The sequence below is a fragment of the Limnobacter sp. genome (assembly GCF_046297615.1).
GTDB lineage: Bacteria > Pseudomonadota > Gammaproteobacteria > Burkholderiales > Burkholderiaceae_B > Limnobacter.
This window is the reverse complement of record NZ_JBKBHM010000008.1, coordinates 69,842-86,968: the sequence shown is the minus strand read 5'-3', so window position 1 is coordinate 86,968 and position 17,127 is coordinate 69,842. Positions and strand designations below refer to the sequence as shown.

Sequence of the window (17,127 nt, the reverse complement as noted above, 5' to 3'; positions counted from 1 at the left end):
TCAGTGGCGGAAGTGACGGATGCCCGTCAGCACCATCACGATGTTGCGCTCGTCTGCCGCGGCGATGACTTCATCGTCACGCATGGAGCCACCAGGCTGAATCACACAGCTTGCACCGGCATCGACGACCACATCCAGGCCATCACGGAAAGGGAAGAAGGCGTCTGAGGCCACGGCGGAGTCGGCCAGGGTCAAGCCTGCATTCTGAGCCTTGATGGACGCAATGCGGGCCGAGTCTACACGGCTCATTTGGCCGGCGCCCACACCCATGGTCATGCCGTCTTTGCAGAACACGATGGCATTGCTTTTCACGAACTTGGCACAGCGCCAGGCAAACATCAGGTCGTTCCACTGTGCTTCGGTAGGCTGGCGTTTGGACACCACACGGATGTCAGCCTGCTGCACGTTGTGGATGTCCGGCGTCTGGACCAGCAGGCCTCCACCCACGCGTTTGTAGTCAAAGCGGTGGTTACCGGCGTCCATGGGGATTTCCAGCAGGCGGACATTCTGTTTGGCGGCGAACACGACACGTGCACCTTCGTCGAAGGCCGGGGCGATCAACACTTCCACAAACTGTTTGCTGACGGCTTCGGCGGTGGCTTGGTCCACAGCGCGGTTGAAGGCAATGATGCCGCCAAAGGCCGAGGTGGGGTCGGTTTTGAAGGCTTTGCTGTAGGCCTCAAGCGTGTTGGTGGCCACAGCCACGCCACAGGGGTTGGCGTGTTTGATGATGACACACGCCGGTGCTTCGAATGTTTTTACGCATTCCCAGGCGGCGTCGGAATCTGCGATGTTGTTGAAGCTCAGTTCTTTGCCTTGCAGTTGGCGGTAGTTCGACAGCGAACCCACGGGAGCATTTGCTTCGCGGTAAAACGCGGCAGTCTGGTGGGGGTTTTCGCCGTAACGCATGTCCTGAACCTTGTGCAGTTGCATGGACAGCACTTCCGGGTATTCCACGCGGGCAGGCACGTCGTTCAAGTCACCTTCGGTGCCTTGCAGGCTGGTCAGGAAAGCGGCAATGGCGCCGTCATACCTGGAGGTGTGCGCGTAGGCTTTGGCCGCCAGGCCACTGCGGGTTTTCAGGGTGGTGGCGCCGTCGTTGCTGCGGATTTCATCAATCACGCGGCCATAGTCAGAGGGGTCAACCAGAATGGTCACACCGGCGTAGTTTTTGGCCGATGCACGCACCATGGCGGGGCCACCGATGTCGATGTTTTCAATGGCGTCTTCCAGTTTCACCTGAGGGGCTGCGGTGGCTTGATCGAAGTGATACAGGTTCACGGCCACCAAGTCGATGGCGCCGATGCCATGTTCTTCCATCGCATCCAGATGGCTTTGCAGGTCTCGCCGGGCCAGAATGCCGCCGTGGATTTTTGGGTGCAGCGTTTTCACGCGGCCATCCATGATCTCGGGAAAACCGGTGTGCTGACTCACCTCTTTCACTGCAATGCCTTTGTCAGCCAGCAGTTTGGCGGTGCCGCCTGTGGACAGAATTTCCACACCCTGATCGGCCAGGGCTTTGGCCAGTTCCAGAATGCCGGTTTTGTCGGAAACGCTCAGCAGCGCACGCTTGATGGTCGGGTTGGAGGTCATGGTGGTTTGGGCGCTGTTGAGGCGCGTTAGGCAATGAAAATCAGATGAGTCCGTGTTGCTGCAGCTTTTTGCGCAGGGTGTTGCGGTTGATGCCCAGCATCTGGCTGGCAATGGTTTGGTTCATGTTGGCTTTCTCCATCACCACCTCCAGCATGGGCCGCTCAACGGCGGCCAGAACCATGTCATAGACCGAGTTCGCGCTTTCGCCTTCCAGGTCGGCAAAGAACTTGTCCAGGTTGCTGCGGATGCAGTCTGAAATGGTTACGGGTGATGGGGTGTTGGGGTTCATGCGGCCAATCTTCTGTCTGTTGGTTCGTAATGGGTTGTTGAGTCGGGTGCTGCAAAGTAGCGTTGACCATCCCGAACCAGGGCATTGAAGAACGAATCGACGATGCGCAACTGATCGACCGTGCTTTCTGCGAGCATCAGTTGGTCGATCACGGGATGGGATTTTCCGGCTGGGCCGCAAAGATACCATTGCAGGTGTTTGCGTGCGGTCCGAAGGCCCGTTTTTTCGCCATAAAACTGGTGGTGGTCAGCCAAATGGGCCAACATCACCGAATGGGCCTCGTCCACCGTGGGCGGGGCAAGGTGTTTGCCTGTGTTCAGGAAATGCAGGGTTTCCCGAAAAATCCAGGGGTTGCCTTGTGCGGCTCGGCCAATCATCACCCCGTCAGCGCCGGTGTAGTCCAGCACAAACTTCGCTTTTTCCGGGCTGGTGACGTCTCCATTGGCAATCACAGGAATGGACACCGCGGCTTTCACAGCACGAATGGTGTCGTACTCGGCATCGCCGGTGTAACCACAGGCCCGGGTGCGGCCGTGCAGGGTCAACAGGCTGATGCCGATGTCTTGCGCCATGTGCGCAATGGTTAACGCGTTGCGCTGGTCGGGGGCCCAGCCTGTGCGGTATTTCAGGGTCAGCGGTACGCCCCGCGATGCGCATTCGTGATGCACTGCCCGCAGAATACTTTCCACCAGTGGCTCGTTTTGCAGCAGGGCAGAGCCTGCGGCCACTGCACACACCTTTTTGGCGGGGCACCCCATGTTGATGTCGATGATCTGTGCACCGCGCTCAATGTTGAAAGCGGCTGCGTGGGCCATCATGGCGGGGTCTGAGCCTGCAATCTGAACCGCCACGGGTTTGGTTTCGCCCTCGTGGTTCAGGCGCCTGGTGCTTTTGTCAGTGGCCCACAGTTTCGGGTTGCTCGCAGCCATTTCGGACACGGCATGCCCTGCGCCCAGCTTTTTACACAGCTGGCGAAATGGCCTGTCGGTGACGCCCGCCATGGGGGCCAGAAACAGGTTGTTGGGTAGGGTGAACTGGGCGAGTTGCACGGGCGGGTTGCTCAAATTTTGAGCAGCCCATTTTAGCGGGGCCGAACACAAAATTCGACCCTGACTCCGGAAAAAAAAGAAAATTTTTTACTTGACTTTTCAATGTCAAAATGGGCCTTGAGCATTGATGCCGCTGTGTGCCGGGGTGACCGGAACCACCGTGTCAGCGCTCAAGTTGTTCACATTGCGCACTGGTTTACAGTGGTATTCCGGGGTCCCTTACAAGGTGCCTTTCTGGATCAGTTCGATCTTGTATCCGTCCGGGTCTTCCACAAATGCAATCACGGTTGAGCCGCCTTTGACCGGCCCCGCAGGGCGAGTCACTTTCCCCCCAGCCGCCTCAATGCTGGCGCATTGGGCATAGGCGTCATTCACTTCAATGGCAATGTGGCCGTAGGCGCTGCCCAAGTCGTATTGTTCAACACCGTAGTTGTAGGTCAATTCCAGCGCAGCTTGCTCGCTTTCAGGGCCGTAGCTCAGGAAAGTCAAGCTGTAGCCTTGTTCCGGGCGGTCGGTGGTGCGCAGCACATGCATGCCCATGACTTGGGTGTAAAAGTCCACTGAGCGTTGAAGGTTGCCGACACGCAGCATGGTGTGAAGAATTCTCATGGTTTGGGTACCTCTGCAGGGTTGAGTTGTGCGAGTGTGTGATGGGGCTCGCGGTAGTCGGGCATCAGTTCTTCCACAATGGACCAGAACCGAGCGCTGTGGTTCATTTCTTTCAGGTGCGCCAATTCATGGGCAATTACATAGTCGATCAGTTGGGGTGAGTGGTGCACCAGTCGCCAGTTCAGGCGGATTTGCCCGGCGCTGTTGCAGGAGCCCCAGCGGCCAGAGGGGCTGGACAAATGGATGGTGTAGCGCGGCCAGTCGCGGTCGTTGAGCAAACGCCGTGCGGAATGTGCAAAAACCTCGCTGGCGTGATGGCGCAGCACAGTTTCCAGTTTTTTCAAGCGGATGGCCTCGGACTGCTTGCATGCTTCAGGCAGCACAATGCGCTGTGTCCAAGGGTTGAGCAAGCCACTGCGCTGGGCACTGTACTCAAGGGCATAGGCCTGGCCGCGAACCGGCACAGGGCCGTGCTTGGCCACCAGTTCAGTGAGGGTGGTGGTGCGTGCCTTTCGCTCCTGCCATCGGGCCAGGCTGCGTTCAATCCAGCTGGCCTTGCTGCGAAGTACTTGCTCAACCGACGCTTGGGGCGCCAATGTTGGGGCCGACACCACCAAACCGTCATCGGTGATCAGCAAGCCCACGGACCGACGTGCGCTGCGTTTGAGCAGGTACGTGCATGGCCCCCAAGGCAGGTGAATGGTGTACTGCTGCGCCTGCACCGTGGGGCCTCGGGTTAGTCCTTGGGCACCAAGGGCGTGTCTGGCCCGGTGTAACGGTGGGGGCTGATTTTGTGCATTTCGCCTTCAATCCAGCCTTCAACCACAGCCATCAGGCTGTCGGCATCGTGCCCCTCAGGGCTGATGGGTGGGCCAAAACGCAAGGTGACTGTCCCGGCTTGTTTGAAGAAACTCTTGCGGCCCCAGTATTCACCCGCGTCGTGCGCAACGGGAATCACCGGCGTGTTGGTGGCCACGGCCAGCCGGGTACCGCCAGTTTTGTAACGGCGCTTGTAACCCACCGGCACTCGGGTACCCTCGGGGAAGAACATCATCCAAGCGCCTTCGCGCATCCGTTGCCCCGCCATTTTGGTGACGAATTCAAACGCCTCAACGCCTTTGTTTCGGTTCACTGGCACCATGCGCAAGACCCACAGGGCCCATCCGAAGAAAGGCACCCAGTGCAGTTCTTTTTTGTAAATGAGGCACAGTTGGCGGGGCAGCAGTTGTGAGGGAATCGCGAAAGTTTCCCAAGCGGATTGGTGTTTGGCCAACACAATGGCCCCGGTGGTGGGCAGGTGCTCCATGCCTTCAATCCGATATTGAATGCCGCACAGCCAGCGCAGCATGAAGATGTTGATGGCATTCCACCAGCAGGCGAAGGTGTAGCGGTTGCGGATGCTGAGCACCGGGGAAAGCACCAGCAGTGCAATCGCGTGCAGGGGGGTATACACCACCACGTACACAAAGAAGAGGATGGAACCGACGATTGATCTCACACAGGCCTCCGGGTTTTGTTGTTGTGTGTTGTGGTCTGTCTGTGCAGACTCTGCGTTTGTTATTTTCGGGTGTTGGCAAAGGGGTCGTCAGGCACCAAGTGCGCTGCAACCGCAGCCAGGTCTGCAAACACCTGGGTGCCTGCGGGCAGTTCTTCCTTTTTGTCGGCGGCTGTTTTCTTGCCCTTGCCAGTTTTGACCAACATGGTTTTGCAGCCCATGGCGGCACCGGCTTGAAGGTCGCGAAGCGAGTCGCCCACGGTGGGCACCCCTTGCAAGTCGATGCCCACGCGGGCGGCAATTTCTTCAAACAGGCCCGACTTGGGTTTTCGGCAATTGCACTTGTCATCGGGGCCGTGCGGGCAAAAGAACACACCGTCGATGTGGGCACCGGCTTGGTTGGCCAGGTCATGCATCTTTTTGTGCATGGCTGACAGGGTTTCCAGATCGAACAGCCCCCGCGCAATGCCGGACTGGTTGGTGGCCACCACCACGCGGTAGCCCCCACGGTTCAGCCGGGCAATCGCGTCCATGCTGCCGGGAATTGGAGTCCACTCGTCCGGCGACTTGATGTAGGCATCGGAGTCTTCGTTGATGACTCCGTCCCGGTCCAGGATGATCAGTTTGTGCAATTGAGGCATGGTGTGGTCATCTCCTGAAACGGGTCGGTCTTGGGCTTGCTGTTTAAGCCGCCAGTTGGGCCAGGTCAGCCACGCGGTTCATCAGGCCGTGCAACCAGCGCAGCAGGGCAATGCGGTTGTGGCGCAGGTTCTCGTCGGGGTCATTCACCATGACCTGATCAAAGAACGTGTCTACAGGGGCTTTCAGGCTGGCCAGCGTCAGCAGGGCTTGTTGGAAGTCGCCCTGTTCAAACGCTGCTGTAGAAGCGGGTTCCAGCCGTGCGGCGGTTGCGTGCAGTTCAAGCTCGGCGGGCAGCGTCAAGCGGCTCGCGTCCAGCGCGCGAGGGGCCTCATCCACTTTCTTGAGGATGTTCCCGATCCGTTTGTTGGCGGCGGCCAAGGCAGCCGCCTCGGGCAGTTGGCTGAATGCGCGAACCGCCTGCAGGCGTTTGGGCAGGTCAGCAAACTGACTGGCACCTTGCGCCATCACGCTTTCCACTTCAGGCGTGCTGTAGCCTTGGTCTTTCAGGTACCCGCGCAAGCGGTCAGCCACAAACCCGGCCAAGCCTTCGGTGGCGGGTTTGAAGTCGGGATAGGCGGTGAACAAGGTGGAGGCGTGGTCGATGGCTTCTACAATATTCAGGTTCAGGCCGCGTTCAATGACCATCCGAATCACGCCCAATGCGTGGCGACGCAGGGCGAAGGGGTCTTTGTCACCTGTGGGTACAAGGCCAATGCCGTAAATGCCCACCAGGGTTTCCAGTTTGTCGGCCAGCGCGGCCGCCAGGCCCACAGCGTTGCGGGGCAGCGCATCACCGGCAAAGCGCGGGCTGTAGTGGTCAGCAATGGCTTGGGCCACTTCAGTGGCTTCGCCGTCGTGGTGGGCGTAGTGTTCGCCCATATTGCCTTGCAGTTCGGGGAATTCGCCCACCATGTCCGTCAGCAAGTCTGCTTTGCACAGCAGCGCAGCGCGTTCCGCGAGGGCCACGTCAGCGCCGACTTTTGGCGCCAGCCAGCTGGCCAGTTGCACCAGGCGCTGGTTGCGGTCTTTCTGGCTGCCCAGCTTGTTGTGATACACCACGCTGGCCAAGCCCGGCAGGCGGCTTTCCAGGGTTTTCTTGCGGTCTTGGTCGAAGAAGAATTTCGCATCGGCCAGCCGTGCGCGCAACACCCGTTCATTGCCATGGGTGATTAAGCTGGGGTCAGCAGTCAGCAGGTTGGACACCAGCAAGAAGCGGTTTTTCATCTTGCCGTTCACGTCGGTAACTGCAAAGTATTTCTGGTTGGCCTGCATGGTCAAAATCAGGCATTCCTGAGGCACTTCCAGAAACTCCTTTTCGAACCCGGCTTCATACACTACAGGCCATTCCACCAAGGCGCATACTTCGTCCAGCAGGTCGTCAGGCTGAATCACCACATCGCCTGCCGCCTGTTCAGCCAACTTGGCCACCACCGCTGCGCGGCGGACTTCAAATGAGGCAATCACCTTGCCTTCGGTTTCAAGCTGTTTGGCATAGCCGTCGGCGGTTTTGATCTGAATTTCACCTTGGCTGAGGAAGCGGTGGCCCAAGGTCACATGGCCTGAATGAAGGCCGAGCACCTGTGCAGGCACCACTTGATCGCCATGAAGCACCACCAGTTTGTGGGCTGGGCGCACGAAATGCACGGTGCTGCCATCGGGCCGTTGGTAGCTCATTACTTTGGGGATAGGCAGTTTCGTGGTGGCAGCCTGCAGCGCTTTGTCCAGGCTGGCGGCCAGCGCTTTGCCCGCCACAGTGCGCGACACGGTCAGCACATCCTGTTTGCCATCGCTGACTGTTTTCAGTTCGGACACGGGCAGGTTATCCAGGCCCAAGGCTGACAGTTTTTTCAACAGTGGGGCCGTGGGTTTGCCATCAGCGTCCAAGCCGATTTTGGCCGGCAACAGGCGTTCTTCCAGTGTTTGCTCGGGCGATACAGCGGCCACTTGCGTGATGGTGCAGGCCAGGCGGCGGGGGCTGGCGTAGGCGGTGATGACACTGTCGGCATGCAGGTGACCTTCTTCGCGCAGCACAGTGCTCAGCAGGTCGGTGAATGCATTGCCCAGTTTTTGCAGGGCTTTGGGTGGGAGCTCTTCGGTGAACAGCTCAACCAGCAACGTAGGGTTCATGATGTGTATTCAGTTCAGGGGTTGGTCCGTTGCTCAGGCAGCCTGGCTCTTGGGGGTGTCGCACATGGGGAAGCCCAGCTTCTCGCGCGAGTCGTAATAGGCCTGGGCCACCGCGCGCGACAGGTTGCGGATACGGCCAATGTAGGCAGCCCGCTCGGTCACTGAAATGGCTCCGCGTGCGTCCAACAGGTTGAAGGTGTGCGCCGCCTTCAAAATCATTTCATAGGCGGGCAGGGCCAGGCCCACCTCGATCAGCCGTTTGGCTTCGCTTTCATATTCGCCGAAATGGTTGAACAGCATGGTGGCGTTGCTGTACTCAAAGTTGTAGGTGGACTGTTCCACTTCGTTTTGGTGGAACACGTCGCCGTAGGTGAGCACCTTTTTGACGCCTTTGTCTTCGCGCTCGGTCCACACCAGGTCGTACACGTTTTCCTTGCCTTGCAGGTACATGGTCAGGCGTTCAATGCCGTAGGTGATTTCGCCCAGAATTGGCGCGCAATCCAGGCCGCCGACCTGCTGGAAGTACGTGAACTGCGTCACTTCCATGCCATTGAGCCACACTTCCCAACCCAAGCCCCAAGCGCCCAGCGTCGGGTTTTCCCAGTTGTCCTCTACGAAACGGACATCGTTTTTCTGGGTGTCAATGCCCAGTGCTTCCAGGCTGCCGAGGTACAGGTCGATGATGTTCTCGGGCGAGGGCTTGAGCACCACTTGGAACTGGTAGTAGTGCTGCATGCGGTTGGGGTTCTCGCCGTAACGGCCGTCTTTGGGGCGGCGTGACGGTTGTACGTAGGCCGCATTCCAAGGCTCGGGGCCCAGCGCGCGCAGGAAGGTGGCGGTGTGGCTGGTGCCAGCACCCACTTCCATGTCGAAGGGCTGAAGCAGGGCGCAGCCTTGTTGGTCCCAATAATTCTGCAGGGTCAGAATGGCCTGTTGAAACGTCAGCATCGCGCTGTCCTTGGTGTCAATAATCAAAATCCCGCTATTGTAAGGGATGCCCGGGGTGGCTGGCCTTCGGCGGCTTCAGTTCACGCCGATGCACAGGTATTTCATTTCCAGGAATTCCTCAATGCCCCACACCGAGCCTTCCCGCCCCAAGCCCGATTGTTTCACCCCGCCAAACGGGCCCACTTCGTTGGAAAACACACCCACATTGATGCCCACCATGCCGTATTCCAGGGCCCGAGCCACGCGGAACGTGCGCGACGAGTTTTCGGTGTAAAAGTAGGCGGCCAGGCCAAACGGCGTGTTGTTGGCGTGGTGGATGGCTTCGTCTTCGGTGTCGAAGGGGAAGATGGCGGCCAAAGGGCCAAAGGTTTCTTCTTGTGCCACCAACATGTTGTGGTTGGCGTTGTCGATCAGCGTGGGTTGAAAATACCGGCCGCCCAAGGCGTGGGGTTGCCCCCCCGCCAACAGTTGAGCGCCTTTGCTCACAGCGTCGGTGACATGCCGGTGTACTTTCTGAACTGCATCGTCGTCAATCATGGGGCCAATCGGGGCGTCACTGGCCAAGCCATCGCCGACCTGGAGTTCCTGCACTTTGGCTTGCAGGGCCTTGGCCAGGGCCGCTTGAATGCTGCGGTGGGCGTAAATGCGGTTGGTGCAGACGCAAGTTTGCCCGGCGTTGCGGAACTTCGAGGCCATGATGCCTTCCAAGGCTTTGTCCAAATCCGCGTCTTCAAACACGATGAACGGTGCGTGGCCGCCCAGTTCCAGCGACAGTTTCTTGATGGTGGGGGCACATTGCTGCATCAGGATGCGGCCCACCTCGGTGCTGCCGGTGAAGGTGAGTTTGCGCACCACGGGGCTGTCGCACAGCAATTTGCCGATGGCGATTGACCGGGCAGAGTCGCCAGTCAGCACATTCAGAACGCCGGCCGGAATGCCTGCCTGGCGGGCCAATTCGGCCATGGCCAACGCACACAAGGGGGTTTGCTCAGCGGGTTTAATCAGCACCGTACAGCCTGCCGCCAGCGCCGGGGCCACTTTGCGGGTGATCATCGCGATGGGGAAGTTCCACGGGGTGATGGCGGCACACACGCCAATGCCTTGTTTCAACACCAGCAGCTCGCGCCCAGCCGCAGGGCTTTCCAGCACGCTGCCTTCAATCCGCTTGCCCTGCTCGGCAAACCACTCAACGAACGAGGCGCCGTAGGCCACTTCCCCCCGGGATTCCGCCAGCGGCTTGCCCTGTTCAAGGGTCATCAGGCGGGCCAGGTCTTCGGTGTTGGCCAGAATCAGGTCATGCCACCTGCGCAGCAGCGCAGCGCGGCTTTTGGCGGTGGTGCTTTTCCACGTTTGGAATGCACGTTCCGCCGCTGCAATCGCCATGGTGACCTGCGCGTCGCTGGTGTTGCCGACCCTCACCAGCACCTCGCCGTTGGCGGGGTTATCGACCGGAAAATGGCTTTCAGTGGTGATGAAGGCCCCGTCGATGAACGGCAGGTTTTGCAGCAGGGCAGGGTTGTTCAGGGTAATGGACATGGCAGTCTCGCGCTGTTCAGAATGGGTCCAGGCCGAGTTTCTCGGTCAGTTGGGACAAGGCTGCACACCCGAAGGTTTCGGTGCGCAGAATACGGGGGGACAAACTCAGGCCCCGGTTGTTGATCAAGGGCGACTCCAGGGCCAGCGCAGTTTCTTCGGCGCTCCAGCCGCCTTCAGGGCCAATGGCCACAATCAGTGGTGCGGTGTCGTCGGCAGGGTGCCAATGCCGAAATGCCGACTCGGCGCCCGGCGTGAACCACAGCAACTCTGCCTTGGGGTGCAGTCGAGCGATTTCCGCCAGGCAGGCCTGCAAGGGCATGCAGTCGTGGACCGTGGGCAACTCGGACCGCTCGCTTTGCAGCGCAGCTGCCAACACCACACGCCCCCAATGCGCCTGCCGTTTGGCCAATCGTTCACCGTCCAGTTTCACCACACTGCGCCGCCCCATCGCCGGCCAGAATGCGGCCGCGCCCAATTCGGTGGTTTTCTCAAGTACCCAATCCATTTTGTCACCCTCAGGCAGGGCCTGAAGCACGTGCACAGGCCGCCGCAATTCCTGGCTGGCCAGGCTTCGTGGGGCAGAAGTCAGGGTGACTTGCGCCATTTTTTTGTTCAGGTAATGCAGGGTGCCATCGAATTCCTGACCAGCGCCGTTCCATATACGCAACACATCGCCATCCAGCACACGAAGCACTCGACTGGCGTAGTGCATGAGGTCTTCATCCAGCGGGAGCGTTTGCCCTTGTGCCTTTGCTTCGGGCATGCAGAACCGGGGGACTCGTTTGGGTTGGCTTGTGGGTTTTCCGGCAATCATTCGGGGTGGTGTTTCTTCGGGGGTTTGGCGCTGTTGAGGCGCGTAAACCACATAGCTTTGATAAAATTCACCTTTTCCCGAACTTTGCCACAAGCAAAACCCTTTTTCCTCACACCTATGTCTTCTTCATCCAAGAACATGGCCAACGCGATCCGCGCGCTCGCCATGGACGCCGTGCAAGCCGCCAAGTCCGGACACCCCGGCATGCCCATGGGCATGGCAGAAATCGCCGTAGCCCTGTGGGCCCGCCACCTGCGCCACAACCCGCGCAATCCGCACTGGGCTGACCGCGACCGCTTCGTGCTGTCCAACGGCCACGGCTCGATGCTGATCTACGCGCTGTTGCACCTGACCGGGTACGACTTGCCCATCGAAGAGTTGAAGAACTTCCGCCAACTGCATTCAAAAACGCCTGGCCACCCGGAAGTGGACATTACCCCTGGTGTGGAAACCACCACAGGCCCCCTGGGGCAAGGCATTGCCAACGCCGTGGGTATGGCCTTGGCTGAAAAGCTGCTGGCAGCTGAATTCAATGAGCCTGGCTTCCCGATTGTTGACCACAACACCTATGTGTTTTTGGGCGACGGCTGCCTGATGGAAGGTGTGTCGCACGAGGCCTGTGGCCTGGCCGGTACCTTGGGCTTGTCCAAGTTGATCGTGATGTACGACGACAACGGCATTTCCATTGACGGTGAAGTGGAGCACTGGTTTGGCGACGACACGCCCAAGCGTTTCGAATCCTACGGCTGGAATGTGATTGCCAATGTCGACGGCCACAATGTGGACGCCATCGACGCCGCCATTGCCCAAGCCAAGCAAAACGCCGCGCTGGACAAAGGCCCCACGCTGATTTGCTGCAAAACCAACATTGGCCAAGGTTCCCCCAACCTGGCTGGCACCGACAAAGTTCACGGTGCCCCCTTGGGTGACGCTGAAATTGCCGCCACCCGCGCAGCCATAGGCTGGGAACACGCGCCCTTCGAAATTCCTGCAGACGTTTACCAGGCTTGGGATGCCCAAGTGGCTGGTGCTGCCCGTCAAGTGGCTTGGGACAAACTCTTCGAAGCCTACTCGGCCAAGTTCCCGGCCAAAGCCGAAGAATTCAAGCGCCGCATGGCGGGTGACCTGCCTGCCCAATTCGAGCAGACGGCAGCCCGCCTGTTGGCTGAAGTGGCTGCCAAGGGCGAAACCATTGCCACACGCAAGGCCAGCCAGAATGCCATCACCTTGTTGGCGGCTGAGCTGCCCGAACTGCTTGGTGGTTCTGCCGACCTCACGGGCTCTAACCTCACCAACTGGCCCAAGTGCGTGGCAGTGCGCCGCAACCCGGAAGGCTTTACCGCAGGCAACCACATCAACTGGGGCGTGCGCGAATTCGGCATGAGCGCTGCGCTCAATGGCGTGGCCTTGCACGGTGGGTACATTCCCTTCGGTGCAACGTTCCTGACCTTCAGCGACTACGCCCGCAACGCGCTGCGCATGGCTGCGCTCATGAAAAAGCGCAATATTTTTGTGTTCACGCACGATTCCATCGGTTTGGGTGAAGACGGCCCAACCCACCAGCCTGTTGAGCATGCAGCCAGCCTGCGGTTGATCCCCGGCATGGACGTGTGGCGCCCCGCTGATTCGGTTGAGTCCATGGCCGCATGGAACGTGGCGGTGATGCGCAAGGATGGCCCGTCCAGCCTGCTGTTCAGCCGCCAGAACCTGCCCTTTGTGCCCCGCACCGAAGAGCAACTGGCCAACATCGCCAAAGGCGGTTATGTCGTGTCTGAGGCTGCTGGCGCCAAGGTCACCCTGATTGCCACCGGTTCCGAGCTGGAGCTGGCATTGGCTGCTCAAAAAGCCTTGGCAGAGCAGGGTGTGGCTGCCCGCGTGGTGTCTATGCCGGCAACCACCGTGTTCGACCGCCAGGACGCTGCTTACCGCGCTGCCGTGTTGGGCAACGCCCCCATCGCCGTGATTGAGGCGGGCATCACCGACGGTTGGTACAAGTACATGGTGCAGGCTGGTGTGAAAGGCACCGTCGTGGGCATGAACAGCTTTGGCGAATCTGCCCCGGCAGGCGCGCTGTTCAAACACTTTGGCATCACCACAGAACAACTGACCAAGGCCGCGCTCGGCTTGGTCCAGGGATAATCGATTCACTTGCAAGGAGCTTTGTCATGACTATTCGCGTTGCAATCAACGGCTATGGCCGTATTGGCCGTAATGTGCTGCGTGCACACTACGAAGGTGGCAAAAAGCACGACATCGAGATCGTGGCCATCAACGACTTGGGCGACCCCAAAACCAACGCCCACCTGACCCAGTACGACACTGCGCACGGCCGTTTCCCCGGCACCGTGACTGTCGATGGCGACTACATGGTTGTTAATGGCGACAAAATCAAGGTACTGGCCAACCGCAACCCCGCCGAATTGCCTTGGGGCGAGTTGGGTGTGGACGTGGTGATGGAATGCACCGGCTTTTTCACCTCCAAGGAAAAAGCATCGGCCCACCTGAAAGGCGGTGCCAAGAAAGTGATCATTTCTGCCCCCGGCGGCAAGGATGTGGATGCCACTGTTGTTTACGGCGTGAACCACGGCGTGTTGAAAAGCACGGACACCGTGATTTCCAACGCGTCTTGCACCACCAACTGTCTGGCACCGCTGGTCAAGCCCCTGAATGACGCCATTGGCCTGGAAACCGGCCTGATGACCACCATTCACGCCTACACCAACGACCAGGTGTTGACTGACGTGTACCACGAAGACCTGCGCCGCGCACGCTCGGCCACCATGAGCATGATCCCCACCAAAACCGGTGCGGCTGCTGCAGTTGGCCTCGTGCTGCCCGAGTTGAACGGCAAGCTGGATGGTTACGCTGTGCGCGTGCCCACCATCAACGTGTCCATGGTTGACCTGTCGTTCGTGGCCAAACGCGACACCACAGTTGAAGAAGTCAACAGCATCCTGAAGGCCGCTGCTGAAGGCCCCCTGAAGGGCGTGCTGGAATACAACGATGCTCCTCTGGTGTCCATCGACTTCAACCACAACCCTGCATCCAGCGCATTCGACGCCACCCTGACCAAGGTCAGCGGCAAACTGGTGAAAGTGTCCTCCTGGTACGACAACGAGTGGGGTTTCTCCAACCGCATGCTCGACACCACCGTGGCCCTGATGTCTGCGAAGTAATCGGTGTTGAACCCCGGTCACGGGGTTCGGCCAACAACCCCGGCAAGCCTTGGGCATGCCGGGGTTTTTTTTGGCGTAATACTGCGGATTTTTCGTTTGCCGGAAATCACCTGACTGCCTTGTAAGCCTTTGCCTGACACGTTGTCGGGCTAACCCCAAGGCCAAAAAGTAGGAGTGGTTCCTCCCCTTTTTCTTCTGATGCCTCCACCCCCCTGATCGATAGCCTGAACCCATTGCTAATCGAGTGTGGAAGGGCTGGGGCATGAACATGTTCTCGCGGTGGTTCAAGGGTGGCCTCATGGCCTTGGCGTATGCGGCTTGTGTGGCCTTAGTGCTTACTGGGCAATCGGCTGTTGCACAAACCCCGGAGCCCTCAAGCCCGCAATTCATCATCAAGCTGCGCAACGCGGTGGAATTGAGTTCAGTGCCTTCGGTGCGCCGCATGGAGAAAGAGGGTGAATTCCTGTCCGCCGTGATGAGCCGTAACAACGTGGACGCCGTGTGGCTGCGGGCGGGCACCTTGGGCTCGCACGTCATGCGCTTTGGGCCGGGGGTTCGCACCACCGATTACACAGCCTTGATCAACCGCTTGGCCAGCGACCCCGAAGTCGACACGGTGATGATCGACCGCCCCGTCCGCATGCAGGCCACACCCAACGACACCAGTTTTTCCAGCCAATGGGCGCTGCGCAACACGTCAGGCACTGCGGGTGCAAAATTCAATCTGGCTTGGGACTTGATTCGCGGAAGCAGCAAGGTGGTGGTGGCTGTGCTGGACACCGGCGTAGTCTTCCAGACGCCTGAATTGGTGGGGCGCCTTTTGGCTGGTTACGACTTCGTCTCTGACGTGGCCACAGCCAATGATGGCAATGGGCGTGATGCTGACGCGTCCGACCCTGGCAACTGGATTACCTCGGCTGAAGCGCAAAGCGGTCAGTTTCAGGGCTGTTCCGTTCGGGATTCAAGCTGGCACGGCACCTTCGTGGCCGGTCAAATTGCGGCCAATGCCAACAATGCTTCGGGCGTGGCCGGTGCCGATTGGAACGTGAAAGTGTTGCCGGTGCGGGTGATGGGCAAGTGCGGCGGTTACCTGTCTGACGTGGTTGATGCCATGGTGTGGGCCGCTGGGCTGGATGTACCGGGCGTGCCGACCAACACCACACCCGCTTCCGTCATCAACCTCAGCTTGGGCAGCTCAGCCACTTGTTCTGGCCTTGAGCAAAATGCAATCAACCGGGTGACCGCTGCGGGCACCCTCGTTGTGGCCTCCGCAGGCAATGGAGGCGGAGCGGTTGAAGCCCCAGCCAACTGTACCAATGTAATTTCAGTGGGCGCACTGGACCGCAATGGGGCCAGAGCCTATTACAGCGCCTTGGGTACAGGGCTGGATTTGATGGCGCCCGGCGGATACTTCAACGGCCTTTTGGGCGTGGGCAATTCGGGCACCACTGGGCCTGCATCGGCCAATCAGGTTGAAAAGGTAGGCACCTCATTCGCATCGCCCCTGGTGGCCGCCACGGCTGGCTTGATCAAAGCGATCAACCCCGCGTTGACGCCCGCGCAAATCACCACCCTGATTGTGTCCAACACTGCGTCCTTCCTCAGTCCTGGCAGCACCACCTGTCAAGCCAACAGCGGCTCAGCCACTTGCAATTGCACCACCGCGGTGTGTGGAAGCGGCATGTTGGACGCCTATGCGGCCGTTCTTGCGGCGCGTGGCACTCTGCCCTTGGCCAACGCATCGGTGTCGGCCAATGGCTTGGGTACAAGTGGCTATCAGGAGTCGGCTGTGGCGAGTAACCCCGTGTTGCTGCGCGGTTCAGACAGTACAGCCATTTCGGGCCGAACCATTGCGAGCTACTCATGGACCCAAGTGTCCGGCACCAGCGTGTTGACTGGTACCAGTGCCTCGGCCGACCTGACCTTGCCCGCACCGAATGCCACCACTGACCTTGTTTTTAAACTGACCGTGACAGACTCCGTGGGCCAAAGCCACAGCAGTTTCACCTCGATTCGCATGTTGGCCAATGGCGACACCGGCTTCAATTCCGCCAGCGTGGCCTCTGATGCGGCTTCAGGGTCCAGTGGGTCCAGCGGTGGCAGCACCATGGTGACTTCTGCACCTTCAACCGGCGGTGGGGGTGGGGGTGGCGGAGGTGGTGGCAGTTTGGCCCCTTGGGGTTTGGTCGGGTTGGCTGTGTTGTTGGCCTTGTGGCAGCTTCAAGCCCGGCGGTTGCTCAACCAAAAGCGCCAGGCCAAAGCCAGAATAAGGCCAGACAGCACACCACCCCGGTGAGCCGCCACAGCCACTGCATTGTTCAGCAACGGATCCCAGTGCGGGTCCGTTGTCGATTCAAGCCCCAGTTTGACGAGAAACCCTGCCAGCAGGGCCCACAAGGGCCAACTTCGCGAGAAAGGCCGGGTCACTTGCTTCTGCAAAAGCAGATTGACCAAAGCCAGGGTAAATACCCCATGCAGCAGCCCACTGAGCCCGCACATCCATCGCATGGGTTCAACCCAGGTCACATAGGCGGACACGCCCAACCAGCTCCATACCCAAGCCAGTGCCCAAACCCGCCAGGGCAGGCTGGATGCAAGGCCCCAGTTCACAATCAGTAAACCTGCCATGTTCAGCAGCCAGTGGGCGGCGTTCAGGTGTTCGAACTGGCTTGCCAGGGTTTGAAGGAAAAATCCCCAAGCGTCGCCCCGGGGTTCAGGCGCAAAGCGGGGCTGCAGCCCCCCTGCCGCCAAAGACAACAAAGCCACGGCAATCGCAGGGGCCCAGTGCAGCAGGGATGCCCCAGCCGGTTTATAATGGCCGTTTGTGTCCAATCACCTTCCTTGCGAGT

Annotated in this window: 15 protein-coding genes; 3 read left to right on the top strand and 12 right to left on the bottom strand. The window is 59.5% G+C overall.

Features of this window, described 5'->3' with window-relative positions:
• The 11 genes from purH to ACK4FF_RS14845 all read right to left on the bottom strand — a co-directional run bounded on the left by purH (position 1) and on the right by ACK4FF_RS14845 (position 11,102).
• Positions 1-1,593, bottom strand: coding sequence for a bifunctional phosphoribosylaminoimidazolecarboxamide formyltransferase/IMP cyclohydrolase (gene purH / locus ACK4FF_RS14895; RefSeq protein WP_409711009.1), 1,593 nt, complete (start codon positions 1,591-1,593; stop codon positions 1-3).
• Between the two features lie 40 nt (positions 1,594-1,633).
• On the bottom strand, positions 1,634-1,882 hold the full coding sequence (locus tag ACK4FF_RS14890) for a Fis family transcriptional regulator (protein ID WP_409711007.1): 249 nt from the start codon (positions 1,880-1,882) through the stop codon (positions 1,634-1,636).
• Entirely contained in the window at positions 1,879-2,931 is a 1,053-nt protein-coding gene (gene dusB / locus ACK4FF_RS14885) for a tRNA dihydrouridine synthase DusB (RefSeq protein ID WP_409711005.1), read from the bottom strand. The genes ACK4FF_RS14890 and dusB overlap by 4 nt, the downstream gene beginning before the upstream one ends.
• Positions 2,932-3,150: 219 nt before the next feature.
• The gene (gene gloA, locus ACK4FF_RS14880; RefSeq protein WP_409711003.1) at positions 3,151-3,540 is read right to left on the bottom strand and encodes a lactoylglutathione lyase; all 390 of its coding nucleotides are present in this window, start codon (positions 3,538-3,540) and stop codon (positions 3,151-3,153) included.
• Positions 3,537-4,262 (bottom strand): M48 family metallopeptidase, encoded by a 726-nt coding sequence (locus tag ACK4FF_RS14875; protein WP_409711001.1) that lies wholly within the window; start codon positions 4,260-4,262, stop codon positions 3,537-3,539. The genes gloA and ACK4FF_RS14875 overlap by 4 nt, the downstream gene beginning before the upstream one ends.
• Positions 4,263-4,276: 14 nt before the next feature.
• Positions 4,277-5,038 (bottom strand): lysophospholipid acyltransferase family protein, encoded by a 762-nt coding sequence (locus tag ACK4FF_RS14870; protein WP_409710999.1) that lies wholly within the window; start codon positions 5,036-5,038, stop codon positions 4,277-4,279.
• 59 nt (positions 5,039-5,097) lie between these two features.
• The gene (gene gmhB / locus ACK4FF_RS14865) at positions 5,098-5,676 is read right to left on the bottom strand and encodes a D-glycero-beta-D-manno-heptose 1,7-bisphosphate 7-phosphatase (protein WP_409710997.1); all 579 of its coding nucleotides are present in this window, start codon (positions 5,674-5,676) and stop codon (positions 5,098-5,100) included.
• A gap of 43 nt (positions 5,677-5,719) precedes the next feature.
• On the bottom strand, positions 5,720-7,804 hold the full coding sequence (glyS, locus tag ACK4FF_RS14860; RefSeq protein ID WP_409710995.1) for a glycine--tRNA ligase subunit beta: 2,085 nt from the start codon (positions 7,802-7,804) through the stop codon (positions 5,720-5,722).
• Positions 7,805-7,837: 33 nt separating this feature from the next.
• Positions 7,838-8,752 (bottom strand): glycine--tRNA ligase subunit alpha, encoded by a 915-nt coding sequence (glyQ, locus tag ACK4FF_RS14855; protein WP_409710993.1) that lies wholly within the window; start codon positions 8,750-8,752, stop codon positions 7,838-7,840.
• A 75-nt stretch (positions 8,753-8,827) separates the two neighbouring features.
• Entirely contained in the window at positions 8,828-10,288 is a 1,461-nt protein-coding gene (locus ACK4FF_RS14850; RefSeq protein WP_409710991.1) for an NAD-dependent succinate-semialdehyde dehydrogenase, read from the bottom strand.
• Between the two features lie 16 nt (positions 10,289-10,304).
• Positions 10,305-11,102 carry a 16S rRNA (uracil(1498)-N(3))-methyltransferase gene (locus tag ACK4FF_RS14845; protein ID WP_409710989.1) on the bottom strand — a complete coding sequence of 266 codons (798 nt, stop codon included), beginning with the start codon at positions 11,100-11,102 and terminating at the stop codon, positions 10,305-10,307.
• Positions 11,103-11,240: 138 nt separating this feature from the next.
• On the opposite strand from ACK4FF_RS14845, the gene tkt reads away from it, so the two are divergent.
• The 3 genes from tkt (at position 11,241) to ACK4FF_RS14830 (ending at position 16,574) form a co-directional block, all read left to right on the top strand.
• Positions 11,241-13,241 (top strand): transketolase, encoded by a 2,001-nt coding sequence (gene tkt / locus ACK4FF_RS14840; protein ID WP_409710987.1) that lies wholly within the window; start codon positions 11,241-11,243, stop codon positions 13,239-13,241.
• 26 nt (positions 13,242-13,267) lie between these two features.
• On the top strand, positions 13,268-14,278 hold the full coding sequence (gap, locus tag ACK4FF_RS14835) for a type I glyceraldehyde-3-phosphate dehydrogenase (RefSeq protein ID WP_409710985.1): 1,011 nt from the start codon (positions 13,268-13,270) through the stop codon (positions 14,276-14,278).
• A gap of 262 nt (positions 14,279-14,540) precedes the next feature.
• Complete coding sequence (locus tag ACK4FF_RS14830; protein WP_409710983.1) at positions 14,541-16,574, top strand: S8 family serine peptidase; 2,034 nt, start codon at positions 14,541-14,543, stop codon at positions 16,572-16,574.
• Here ACK4FF_RS14830 and ACK4FF_RS14825 read toward each other — a convergent pair.
• Positions 16,499-17,110, bottom strand: coding sequence for a rhomboid family intramembrane serine protease (locus ACK4FF_RS14825; protein WP_409710981.1), 612 nt, complete (start codon positions 17,108-17,110; stop codon positions 16,499-16,501). The genes ACK4FF_RS14830 and ACK4FF_RS14825 overlap by 76 nt on opposite strands.
• Positions 17,111-17,127: the final 17 nt, after the last annotated feature.